The 11,706-nt window shown below is 44.0% G+C and carries 11 protein-coding genes; 10 read left to right on the forward strand and 1 reads right to left on the reverse strand.

Going from position 1 to position 11,706, the window contains the following annotated elements; all coding sequences use genetic code 11:
- Nucleotides 1-48 precede the first annotated feature (48 nt).
- From BVG16_RS06750 to BVG16_RS06790, 9 genes are all read left to right on the forward strand, one after another.
- Nucleotides 49-309, forward strand: a complete 261-nt coding sequence (locus BVG16_RS06750) for an IreB family regulatory phosphoprotein (protein ID WP_078497766.1) — start codon at nt 49-51, stop codon at nt 307-309.
- Between the two features lie 14 nt (nt 310-323).
- Nucleotides 324-743 (forward strand): Holliday junction resolvase RuvX, encoded by a 420-nt coding sequence (gene ruvX / locus BVG16_RS06755; protein ID WP_078497767.1) that lies wholly within the window; start codon nt 324-326, stop codon nt 741-743.
- A 12-nt stretch (nt 744-755) separates the two neighbouring features.
- Nucleotides 756-1,055, forward strand: a complete 300-nt coding sequence (locus BVG16_RS06760; RefSeq protein WP_078497768.1) for a DUF1292 domain-containing protein — start codon at nt 756-758, stop codon at nt 1,053-1,055.
- Nucleotides 1,056-1,059: 4 nt separating this feature from the next.
- Nucleotides 1,060-1,374 carry a DUF1292 domain-containing protein gene (locus BVG16_RS06765; protein WP_078497769.1) on the forward strand — a complete coding sequence of 105 codons (315 nt, stop codon included), beginning with the start codon at nt 1,060-1,062 and terminating at the stop codon, nt 1,372-1,374.
- A 150-nt stretch (nt 1,375-1,524) separates the two neighbouring features.
- Nucleotides 1,525-2,568 carry an endolytic transglycosylase MltG gene (mltG, locus tag BVG16_RS06770; protein ID WP_078497770.1) on the forward strand — a complete coding sequence of 348 codons (1,044 nt, stop codon included), beginning with the start codon at nt 1,525-1,527 and terminating at the stop codon, nt 2,566-2,568.
- Between the two features lie 34 nt (nt 2,569-2,602).
- Nucleotides 2,603-3,556 carry a peptidase U32 family protein gene (locus tag BVG16_RS06775; protein WP_078497771.1) on the forward strand — a complete coding sequence of 318 codons (954 nt, stop codon included), beginning with the start codon at nt 2,603-2,605 and terminating at the stop codon, nt 3,554-3,556.
- A 43-nt stretch (nt 3,557-3,599) separates the two neighbouring features.
- Nucleotides 3,600-4,937 carry a peptidase U32 family protein gene (locus BVG16_RS06780; protein ID WP_078497772.1) on the forward strand — a complete coding sequence of 446 codons (1,338 nt, stop codon included), beginning with the start codon at nt 3,600-3,602 and terminating at the stop codon, nt 4,935-4,937.
- A 141-nt stretch (nt 4,938-5,078) separates the two neighbouring features.
- Nucleotides 5,079-7,148: a methyl-accepting chemotaxis protein gene (locus tag BVG16_RS06785; RefSeq protein ID WP_078497773.1), complete on the forward strand. Its 2,070-nt coding sequence runs from the start codon at nt 5,079-5,081 to the stop codon at nt 7,146-7,148.
- 101 nt (nt 7,149-7,249) lie between these two features.
- Nucleotides 7,250-9,037, forward strand: coding sequence for a peptidoglycan D,D-transpeptidase FtsI family protein (locus BVG16_RS06790; protein ID WP_233146908.1), 1,788 nt, complete (start codon nt 7,250-7,252; stop codon nt 9,035-9,037).
- On the opposite strand, the gene ytvI is transcribed toward BVG16_RS06790, so the two are convergent.
- A complete protein-coding gene (gene ytvI, locus BVG16_RS06795) occupies nt 8,993-10,123 on the reverse strand; it encodes a sporulation integral membrane protein YtvI (RefSeq protein ID WP_078497775.1) in 1,131 nt (376 codons plus the stop codon). The two genes, BVG16_RS06790 and ytvI, sit on opposite strands and share 45 nt — an antisense overlap.
- A 131-nt stretch (nt 10,124-10,254) precedes the next feature.
- Here ytvI and BVG16_RS06800 point away from each other — a divergent pair, with 131 nt between their 5' ends.
- Complete coding sequence (locus tag BVG16_RS06800; protein ID WP_078497776.1) at nt 10,255-11,658, forward strand: polysaccharide deacetylase family protein; 1,404 nt, start codon at nt 10,255-10,257, stop codon at nt 11,656-11,658.
- The last annotated feature ends 48 nt before the right edge of the window (nt 11,659-11,706 follow it).

The raw sequence follows: 11,706 nt of genomic DNA on the forward strand, positions 1-11,706 counted from the left end.
TTATGATAGGGAGAAAGCTTTGGAATTGAAGTGAAGGTGGTGTTGGCGATGGAGTCGATGGATAAAACGATGAAGTTTAACGTCAAGGCAGAAGAAGAAGAGTTTACTTCGCAGGAAATTCTTCTGAAGGTGTATGATGCTTTGATGGAGAAGGAGTATAACCCGATCAATCAAATTGTAGGGTATTTATTGTCCGGGGACCCTGCTTATATTCCTCGTCATAACAATGCTCGAAGCTTAGTACGAAAGAAAGAGCGAGATGAGCTGATTGAAGAGCTCGTGCGTTCTTACTTACATCAGCATCGATAACAGGAGTACGAGAAATGAACAAAATTCTTGGTCTGGACTACGGGGACCGTAGAATCGGTATTGCCGTTAGCGATATTTTCGGATGGACAGCCCAAGGGCTGGATGTCATCGATCGAAAACGTGAAGGCAATGAGCTGAAACGGATCGAGGAAATCATTCAAGCAAATGAAATCGGTGAGATTGTGCTTGGTTTACCGAAGAACATGAATGGAACGATCGGCCCCCGCGGCGAAATTTGTATGGCATTTGCCCAAACGTTGCAAGAAACTTTTAACTTACCTGTTCACCTTTGGGATGAGCGACTGACAACCGTTTCTGCGGAGCGTACACTAATCGAAGCAGATATGAGCCGCAAGAAGAGAAAGCAAGTCGTGGATAAGCTGGCAGCAACGTTGATTTTGCAAAACTATTTGGATTCTAAAATGAAAAGGTGAGGGTGATTGCAGATGACAAAGGACAATGAAGTACAAATCGATGAACCGGAAATTATTTATATTCCTGATGACGAGGGCAATGAAGAAGAATTCGAAGTCATCATGAAATTTGAAGTAGATGGCTCCGACAATAAGTATATGATGGTTGTGCCGATGGAATCAGACGATGAGGACTCCGAAGAGGTGTATGCCTTCCGTTATGAGGAAGACGGCGACGACTTGAAATTGTATATTATCGAAGACGAAGAAGAGTGGCAAGTGGTTGAGGAAACCTTCAATACGCTAGTCGGTGAGCTAGAAGAGGAGAATTAAAACTATGAGTTATTATCAGTTAAGAGATGTCGTGTATTCGAACCGTCTTGTTGAAGCCTTCGGCAATGATATCGAGCTAACAGATGATCAGGGGCATGCCATTGTATATCGTCTACTGAAGGAGTTTCAATTAGGAGCACAAGGTTATGCCGTGCTTCAAAGCGATGCAGACCCGCATGGTGAGGTTGAGATTTTCCGTATTTCAACATCCGCCGAGGGAACACCGGAGCTAGAAACCATTGAGGATGATGATGAGTGGGAGAACATCTCAGAACTGTATGATGAACTTACACTCCCAGATGCCATTGACGAGCCCTAGAACACGATTGAAACTTCATTTATAATGAGAAAAGAGCGGAATCTTTCCGCTCTTTTTGGTGGTTAATGATCCACATACATCTGTGGTATACTTTCAAGAGTTTTTACCACTGTAGAATTTATAAAAGTTTAAGGGGGGATGATGAACAGAATGAAGAAGCTGGGGTGTATGGTTCTCGTCATTTTGCTGATCATCGTAATAGGTGGAGCAGGATATGGCTGGTTACAAATGCAGCCAACCGCAAAGAGCGAACAAGCGATTGAAATTCAAATCCAACAAGGGATGGGAACTTCAAAAATCGCAGATTTGTTAGATCAAGAGGGACTCATAAAAAATAGCTTGTTATTTAAAGTATATCTGAAAACGAAAAATGAAGGAAAATCCTTCAAAGCGGGTAAGTATGCGATGACACCAGGGATGACGTATGATGAGATTATTAAGAAGCTTAATACCGGGGATGTCATTCCCGATGAAGTGATTCGATTCACGATTCCTGAAGGATACACAGTCATCCAAATGGCTGAAAAATTAAGTACAGAGCATGGGCTGAATAAAGATGAGTTCTTGAAACTCGCAAACGAACCAGCCGTGTTCACCTCTGCAGAGACAGGTTCGATTCCTTCAGAAGCACCGCTGCTTCATCGGTTAGAAGGTTATCTATTCCCGGAAACGTATGAACTTAAAAAGGGGAGTACGGAGAAGGATATTATTCAGCGAATGCTGGATGAATTAGATAAGAAAGTGAAACAGCTTCCTACGGGTTGGGAGCAGCAAATGAAAGAACACAATTTGGATTTCCACCAGTTGATGACCGTAGCTTCCTTGATTGAGAGAGAAGTTGTTGTAGATTCGGAGCGCGGACTTGTGGCAGGTGTGATTTATAATCGTCTGAAGCAGAATAAACCGTTGCAAATTGATGCAACCATTCAGTATCTGTTCGATAAGCCGAAGGATCGATTATTCAATAAAGATTTGAAAATCGAGAGTCCATACAATACCTACCTGCACGATGGTTTACCGCCAGGTCCGATCGCAAGTCCAAGTCTGGCTTCTATTGAAGCAGCACTGAATCCGACGCCATCCAAATATTTGTACTATGTAACCAAAAAAGACGGTACGCAGACCCATTTATTCGCGGAGACCTATAAGCAGCATTTAGCGAATATTAAAAAGAGTAAGGAAACAGCACAATAAGGTGAATGGAAAGACCATGAGGTGAATATAGACAATGACCAAAAAACCGGAATTACTCGTGACTGCGGGTTCCTTGGAACAATTGCAGAAATATATGCAAGCCGGCGCAGATGCCGTGCTCGTTGGAGAACAGAAATACGGGATGCGCCTTCCGGGCGACATGACACTCGCTCATATTCGTGAGGCGGTGCAACGAGGTAAGGAAGCAGGCGTAAAGATTTATGTGGCAGTAAACAATATTATGGATAACCAAGTACTTCATGAGCTTCCCGCCTATCTCACAGCTTTGCAAGAAGCAGGTGTGGATGCGATTGTATACGGAGATCCGTCCGTTCTGATGACAGTACGGGAAGCAGCTCCGCAATTACCATTACATTGGAATGCAGAAATGACCTCCACGAATTATAAGACAGCGACGTATTGGGCGAAGCGTGGAGCTAAGCGTGTAGTTCTTGCGCGTGAACTGAATATGGATCAAGTATTGGAAATGAAAGAGCAGCTGCCAAACATGGAAGTGGAAGTTCAAGTTCACGGCATGACGAACATTTATCATTCGAAGCGGAACTTGGTGAAGAGCTATATGTCCCACCAGAATGTGCGGAATCATGACGCTGTGGAGGTTCATGGGGAGGATCTAACGATAGATCGCGGACTATTCCTCATTGAACAAGAACGTCAAGAAGAGAAATATCCCATCTATGAAGATATAAACGGTACGCATATCATGAGTTCGGATGATATTTGTATGCTCGAGAATATTCATGAATTGCTTGAAGGCCGTATCGATAGTCTGAAGATTGAATGTTTGCTGAAATCCGATCGATATAACGAAACAATCATTCGCAGTTATCGTCTGGCAATTGATGCGTATACTGCCGATCCTGAGAACTATGAGTTCCAACCCGAATGGTTAGAAGCCGTTCAAGAAGTACAAGACCCCGAGCGCGAGCTAAGCTACGGATTTTTCTATAAAGAGCAAGTCTATTAAGAAGTTGTCTTCGGACACAGATGAAGAGCAAGAGGTGCAAACAATGTTAACGAGTGAAAAACCGAAATTAAAGGGCAAACGAAATCGGCTTGATAAACCGGAATTGCTTGCTCCGGCAGGTAATTTGGAAAAACTGAAATTTGCGATCCATTATGGAGCAGATGCGGTGTATATCGGAGGCCAGAAGTATGGTCTTCGATCGAATGCAGACAACTTCAGCTTTGAAGAAATGCGTGAAGGTGTTGAATTTGCGAAGAAATACGGCGCAAAAGTGTTCGTCGCAACGAATATTTATGCGCATAACGAGGATATCGAAGGTATTGAAGAATACCTGCGTAATTTATATGATGCAGGCATTTCCGCAATTATTGCGGCAGATCCGGCTATTATAGAGACAGCGCAGCGCGTCGTACCGGGCCTTGAAGTTCACGTAAGTACGCAGCAATCCATCATGAACTGGCAGACCGTGAAGTATTGGAAAGAAGAAGGCGCTCCGCGGGTGGTCCTGGCACGTGAGACTAGCCTGGAAGAGATTTATGAGATGAAGCAGCATGTGGATATTGAGATCGAGGCGTTCATTCATGGTGCCATGTGTTCTTCCTATTCAGGTCGTTGTGTATTATCAAATCATTTCACGGATCGTGATTCCAATCGCGGGGGATGCTGTCAATCTTGTCGTTGGAAATATGACTTGTTCGAAGATGGACGAGCTGATCTGGACGAGCTCATTAGTGAAAAAGAAGCAGGTCAAGACTCCGTACTGGAGCAATTCAAAGTCGGGATCACACAGCTTCCGTTGTTCCAGAAAGAAGATAATCCGTTCTCGATGGGATCAAAAGATCTTTGTATGATCGAACACTTGCCGGATCTGATTGAAGTCGGCGTGGACAGCTTCAAGATTGAAGGAAGAATGAAGTCGATTCACTATGTTGCAACGGTCGTGAACGTATACCGCCAGGTTATCGATTCTTATATGGCAGATCCCGATAATTATGTCTTGAAGCCGGAATGGATTGAAGAAATCAACAAAGCGGCTAACCGCCCGCTGAACACGGGATTCTTCTACGATACACCCGATCATGAAGACCATATTTATGAACCGGAAGAGAAAGCTGCACCTTACGACTTCGCAGGACTTGTCATGGATTACGATGCGGAGACAGGGATCGCGACGATTCAGCAGCGTAATCACTTTAAACCGGGACAAATCGTGGAGTTCTTCGGACCGAATGGAACATTCTTCAAACAGACGATTGAAGAAATCTGGGATGAGTCTGGAGCCCCACTTGATGCGGCGCGCCACCCATTACAACGTGTACGTATTAAGGTCCAAGAGCCTGTACAATATTTTGATATGATGCGGAAAAAGAACGGGAAATAAGGAATAACAAGAGCCTTCGATCATGGATCGGAGGCTTTTCTTTAACATATTTTATTTTTTTGTAAAAATAGCAAAGGTTTTTGTCTAATAGTGCCGAAGAAATATATATAGAAATATATAGGTAAAGGATGGTGCAGTTGGATGCACGCTCAACCGAAGTTAAAAGTGACCTTCAAAAATCCTTTTAAATCCGTTGGTCTCAAGCTTTTTATCATCTTTTTTGTCAGCAGCATTGTATTCGTCTTGGGGATCGGGCTCTATTCCTACTCACAGTCAAAGACCATCATTAAAGAACAGTCATCCGAAGCGAATTACCAGACGATGGTACAAGCTCGGGAGAAACTGGATCTGATCTTTAGTAAATACGAAGATCTCTCAATGCAATTACTAATGAGCAAAGAACTACAAGAGAACCTGAACATTTCGATTTCAAGCGGCGAAAGCGATTACAACAAATTCTCTGCTTCCAAGAAAGTTTCTGATATTTTGCAGCAATTTTCAGTGACGAATGCGAGTATTTCCGGAATTTCGTTGATTCCGATGAAAGGAGACACTCACATTGAGTCTACGAATGGAACCGGAGCGAACGTAGAAGAGATCCGGAAGAAAGACTGGTTCATTGATGCGCTGAAAGCCAACGGAAGAACCGTGTATATACCTACGCAAACAGGCAGGTTGATAGGGGGTTCGCAAGAACAGACTTTTGGAATGGCACGCCAGCTTAAAGATGTATTATCCGGCCGTACTTCGCATGTGCTGTTGATTGAACTCAAAGTCAGTGAAATTGGGAAAAACCTGACATCGATTAATTTAGGTGACGGCAGTGATCTTTTATTGCTTGGACTGGATAATCAGGTCGTATATTCCCAAAAGCCCGAGCTAATTACCCAAAAGTCAGCATTGGTTCTGCCGGAGGCGCAAGAAGCGAATCAAGGCGCTAGCGCAACGGTTACGAACGAGACAGGTAAAGACTTTCTTGTATCCTATAGTCCATTGGCTGCAAGCGGATGGAAATTAGTTAGTGAAGTACCCGTGAAGAAGCTTGTTGAAAAAGCAAGTTACATCTTTAACATTACGATCATATCAGCCGTGATTGCGACGATTGTTGCCGCATTGGTGGGACTATGGGTTGTGGGTATGGTCGGTAGACCATTAAACCATTTGCGTAATCTGATGAATCAAGGGGCTAACGGCAACTTAGCCGTACGAACCAAGATTAAGACCGAAGATGAGATTGGTCAACTATCCAGAGGGTTTAACGAGATGATGGATAATATTACGTCACTCGTGCAGCATACGAGTCAATCAGCATCAGATGTACTACATACCGCATCAGAATTAAGTGATGCATCGAAGAAAACCGCGATATCTGCAAGAGAGATTGCCGTGGCGACCGAAGAAATTGCCAATGGCGCGTCAAATCTGGCTGTAGAGGCCGAGCGTGGTAATGATCTAACGATAACGATTGGTACGAATATGAGCAAGGTCATCGAGTCCAATATGGAGATGGGTACCGCTGCTTCCGAAGTCGAACGCGTCAGTGAACAAGGGATATCCCATATGAACACCTTGACGGAGAAGACGAGTTTGACGGAAGAAATGGTTAGATCGTTGGTTCAAAAAGTAAATGCATTGAAAGAAAGCACGAACTCGATTCGTAAGATTCTTGATGTATTAAGCAATATGACGAAGCAGACTAATATTCTATCGCTGAATGCGACGATCGAGGCCTCTCGTGCCGGCGCTGCAGGGAAGGGATTTATGGTCGTCGCGGACGAAATTCGCAAACTCGCTGACCAGTCAAGACAATCCATCAGTATCGTCGGGGAGATTACAGATAAAATTTCCGGGGAAATTGTCGAAACGGTCGATGTACTGTCTACGGCTTATCCGATTTTCCAAGAGCAAATTCTTTCTGTACGGGAAGCGAACGAAATTTTCTGGACGGTTCAAGGTCAGATGGGCGGCTTCATTCAACAATTAGATCAAACGACGGATTCCATTCAACAGCTCGATCAATCACAGGCAACACTTGCAGAAGCCATGAGCAACGTCAGTGCTGTGGCGGAAGAAGCGTCTGCGACGTCGGAGGAAGTAGCTTCATTGAGTAACGAGCAATTGAGTGTAAGCAGTAACTTAATTGACCTATCGAATAAGCTTGAAGAGGTATCTACGCGTTTGAAAGAAACCTTGTCTCGTTTTACATTATAAGATTCACAACGATGACCTGTCTGAGGATACTCAGACAGGTTTTTTCGCGTTGGAATGGTAATACTGATGAGATCGACGAATGGATGAACGGAGCGATCTGCATGTTTACGGAGAAACGTAGAATTTTTATTAGCCTCATGGTATTAACCCTGATCTTTACCTGTATTGCAGGAAGGATTGCATGGATGCAATTGCGTGTCTATGAAGCTCCAACAACAACCGGGAAAAGTATCGCTCAATTATCTGTGTTGCAACGCGAACGTGGAATTGTACTCGATAGCGGCCGCGGAAATTTTTATGACCGAAAGGGTCTACCGCTCACAGGAAAGTCGGTACCTGTCCTGGTTCTATTTCCTATCCATGCATCCTCTCGTGGCAGTCTTGAACAACAACATCAACTCGCGAAAGTTTTGCATATATCGTATGAAGCTCTGAACCTGTATTGGAAGCAATTGAAAGCACCAGAGATTTGGAGACAAGCAGGTCAGGATGAACCTCATCAGCTTACCTCCCAGGAGATCCAGCAAATTGAATCCTTAACATTGAACGGCATCCGGGTCTTGTCCTACCAAATGAGATATGGGGCAACTGCCGTTGCCAAGCAATGGTTAGGATTCGTTGCACAGCAGCCAAAACTTGTGCAAGATCAAGCTGCGAACGGGCTCAACCGCTGGAAGACAGCATTGGTCACACCGATCGGCGCCGCGGGGTTAGAACGGACATTTGATCCCTTCTTACGCGGGGTGGGGCCTACAACAGTAACCTATTTCGTTGACGCCGCCAAACGGCCTTTACTAGGGTTAGATACGCGCATGACGAAGCCGGATAACCCTTTTTATCCTTTGCAAGTGATGACGACGATTGACTCTTCAATACAAACCAAGTTAGAGGCTTACGCCGATCGTTCAGGATTGAAGAAAGGGGCAATCGTTGTCCTTGATGCGTATACTGGTGATATCATCGCGATGGTGTCCAAACCGACATTTGATCCGAGTCACGTCGATCCGAAGAATCAAGATTGGGGAAATCGCGGGACGAAGGCGCTAGTCCCAGGGTCCATTTACAAAGTCGTGACGGCTGCGGCTGCGCTTGAGACGATCAAGGGGATAACACAAGCAACGTTCGAGTGCCACGGAGATTATGGGAAGTATGGATTCTCTTGCTGGAAAGAAGGCGGGCATGGATTAGAAACGTTGGAGGAAGGGTTTGCGAATTCTTGCAATATCGTATTCGCGACGATCGGAGAGCATCTAGCACCAGAGGTATTGGCTCGTTACGCTTCCATGTTAGGGTTATCCCGAACCATAGGATGGCAGGCTGACGCATTTATGGATCAACGGAATTTCAAACAACTTGACGGGGAAGAAGCGGGGCGTGTATTTACGAATAACCCGATCGATGGGGGTGTCATGGTACAATCTTCTGTTGGGCAACGCGACGTTCTGGTATCCCCATTACAGGCTGCCAATATGGTCGTAACCCTATTGAATGGCGGACAGGTTCATGCGCCAAGAATCGTGAAGGAGATTCGGTATGCGAATGGTCAGCTTATGTCCACTTTAGAATCACATTTAGCCCCCTCGCCGTATGGATCGATTCGACCCGAGACAGCACAAGAAATTGCACATTGGATGCAAGAAGTTGTGACGGAAGGGACAGGAACTTCTTTATTGAAGGCGAAATGGCAAGTAGCTGGAAAATCAGGAACCGCGCAGGTAAAGAAGCCAGGGCATTCCTCGACGAACCATTGGTTTATCGGATATGGCCCTGTTGCTTCTCCACGCTACGCGGTTGCCGTGGTTAGCGAGAATCGGCCTGTGACAGGCTCGAATCAAGCAACATTTTTATTTCGTGGTGTCATGGATATCTTGGCTGATCACAGCCTCTGATCCATCGAATTCTTCTTTTGGCATTCGAATCCAGCGTTTGATATAGCCTTGGTCCATCAGCGCTTTAATAAGAATGAGCAGGATTGGCGATAATACTAATCCAGCGACGCCGAACAAGGATAGTGAAATCATCATACAGGAGAGCATCGTAAAAGCAGATACGCCCAGTGTATTCCCTGTGATTTTAGGCTCCATGATTTGCCGGACCAGCATCACGATTCCAAGAACTACAAGCAACCAGATCGCAAGGCTCGTATTCCCGACAATGAATAGATAAATAACCCATGGAATAAAGAGTACTGGTACACCTACTAATGGCAGTAAATCCAGTAAGGCAGAGATCAGCGCGAGTGTGAAAGCGTTGGAGACATTAAGTGCGATCAACCCGACGAAAATACCTACAAACGTGATCGAAATTAATTTAAATTGAGCTTTGATGTAGATTCCTAGACCTCGGAACACATTTTCTCGCAAGAAAATAAATGCGTTTTTGAACGTTCGGGGCGTTTTCTCATTCGCCAGTATCTGCCAAGACTTAATTTCTGTACTTAAGAAATAAGCAAGAATAATCCCGATACCGAAGTTCACCAAGAAGGAGGAGAAGGATTGTAAGTAACTAAGCATTGTATTCAATACGGAGATCCCGATAGTGGATGCTTTGCCTGCCATAGAACCTAAGTATTTGTTAATATTCGCGAGGACATCTGGCGGCAATAAATTTGCTTTGTGTTGAAAATCAATAATGATGGTATTCAACGTCCCTTTGAACGCATCACTGTAGTCAGGCAATTTGTCAATAAGACTGGAAATCTGTGCGATGAGAATCACGCTTAAGCCGAAGAAAACACTCAGCAGCAGTAAAATAAATACCAAGACGGATATAGCTGAAGCAATGGCTTTTTTGATACCCCGCCGATGCAGAAATTTGGCAAGTGGTTCAATGATCAGATAAATGATAAAAGATAAAAATATAGGTGTAGCGATTTTATACAAATAACTGAACAGTGACATGGTTAAGTACACCGTAAGAATAATTAAACCAATGTCAAATGCGGTTTTCCAATATTTTTTGTAAAAAGGTAACAACTACGCAAACCTCCCTAAATTCTTTAAGAAATGTATACAATTGATTGTACACTATTTTCAAAATTAATGCCTATTTTTTGCACCTGTATGATACAATAATAGAAGCTCATTTGAAAAGTGGGGAAATGTACATGGAAAATTTGGTTCTATGGTGTTTCTACATTTTAACGTTTTATGCGTTTCTCCCAGGCGTGTTCAGTCGTATTTTTGGATTTCGAGTGTTCAAAAGAGGGCAGAGCGAGCGGGAAATATGCTTAACTTTTGATGACGGACCGGACGCCCATTACACGGAAGAGTTGCTCGATTTGCTCAAAAGGTTTGATGCAAAGGCGACTTTTTTTGTTGTTGGGGTGAATGCGGAAAAAAATCCCGCAGTGATCAAGCGAATTCATGATGAAGGGCATTTGATTGGGATTCATAATTACGTTCACAAAAGTAATTGGTTCATGCGACCAGGCACCGTTCGTAAGCAAATCAAGAAAACGACGGACATCATCCATCATATTACTGGATCCAAAACGATATATTATCGACCGCCTTGGGGAATTGTGAATTTATTTGATTTTGGCAATCTGGGTCACATTCAAATTATTCTGTGGTCTGCGATGTTCGGGGATTGGAGAAAAAGAGTCGGCGTGGATCGGCTTGAACGTCGATTAATGCGTAAGCTTCGGCCTGGGGAAGTTCTGTTATTACATGATTGCGGAACAACGTTCGGAGCGGATCCTGAAGCACCGGGTAATATGCTCGTGGCTTTGGAACGCTACATGAAGGCAGCAGAGGCCAAAGATTATCAGTTCGTTCGGGTTGATGAAATGATGAAGACGACGGATCGCTTCAAGTCGAAACAATTAAGCCTTGGTAAAAAAGCCTTAGTGAAAGCTTGGCTGGTGTGGGAACAATGTTTCCACGTACTATTTAACTTAAAGAAAACAGCTGATCCGGATCCAACATTTCATTATCGGGTAACAACGTTTCACGGCGAATCGATTACGATGCAGGATGGGAACGTACTTCACAAGGGAGATCAAGTGATGGAAATTCATTTCGACAATCAGAAATTGTTCGATATGGGAATGAATTCACGGTCAACTGTGCACATTGCGATTCAACTCATTCGAGGGGTAGAGAAGGCACTGCCTTATTTCGCTGAAGAAATTGTTAAAAATCCACAGCTATCGAATGTCAAAGCCCTTTATGGTGTATCGATGATTCACCGCGGCGCAGACAAACTGGGATTTAGCGTGCATGATTTACCAAAAGGGTTGTTCGCAACCCTGACGCAAATGTATTTGAAAATTCTACTATCCGTTATCCATCCGAAAGGCAAATCCCGTGTGAAAGACCGCTCTACAGCATTAGTCCCTAAAAGCATTGTGCTATCCGCAGAACTCTTAAAAAAACGGTATGATGTAGGAACACATATTCAAAATGGCAAGGAAGTTGAAGAGGTTTTACAAGAGAAGCAAGTACTGAAAATGGCTGTAGAGCAGACCTACAGCAATACGCCGAATACACCATCGGCAACGCCATAATTTATATTCAATCTTATGGAACAAATCCCCTGAACTTCAAGTTCAGGG

It is taken from the genome of Paenibacillus selenitireducens (assembly GCF_002021565.1).
In the GTDB taxonomy this organism is placed as follows: Bacteria; Bacillota; Bacilli; order Paenibacillales; family Paenibacillaceae; genus Paenibacillus_K; species Paenibacillus_K selenitireducens.

Bases quoted from the DNA above. Each gene is read 5' to 3' on its own strand.
- BVG16_RS06750 (WP_078497766.1), top strand. From the start codon at position 49: ATGGAGTCGATGGATAAAACGATGAAGTTTAACGTCAAGGCAGAAGAA.
- ruvX (WP_078497767.1), top strand. From the start codon at position 324: ATGAACAAAATTCTTGGTCTGGACTACGGGGACCGTAGAATCGGTATT.
- BVG16_RS06760 (WP_078497768.1), top strand. From the start codon at position 756: ATGACAAAGGACAATGAAGTACAAATCGATGAACCGGAAATTATTTAT.
- BVG16_RS06765 (WP_078497769.1), top strand. From the start codon at position 1,060: ATGAGTTATTATCAGTTAAGAGATGTCGTGTATTCGAACCGTCTTGTT.
- mltG (WP_078497770.1), top strand. From the start codon at position 1,525: ATGAAGAAGCTGGGGTGTATGGTTCTCGTCATTTTGCTGATCATCGTA.
- BVG16_RS06775 (WP_078497771.1), top strand. From the start codon at position 2,603: ATGACCAAAAAACCGGAATTACTCGTGACTGCGGGTTCCTTGGAACAA.
- BVG16_RS06780 (WP_078497772.1), top strand. From the start codon at position 3,600: ATGTTAACGAGTGAAAAACCGAAATTAAAGGGCAAACGAAATCGGCTT.
- BVG16_RS06785 (WP_078497773.1), top strand. From the start codon at position 5,079: ATGCACGCTCAACCGAAGTTAAAAGTGACCTTCAAAAATCCTTTTAAA.
- BVG16_RS06790 (WP_233146908.1), top strand. From the start codon at position 7,250: ATGTTTACGGAGAAACGTAGAATTTTTATTAGCCTCATGGTATTAACC.
- BVG16_RS06800 (WP_078497776.1), top strand. From the start codon at position 10,255: ATGGAAAATTTGGTTCTATGGTGTTTCTACATTTTAACGTTTTATGCG.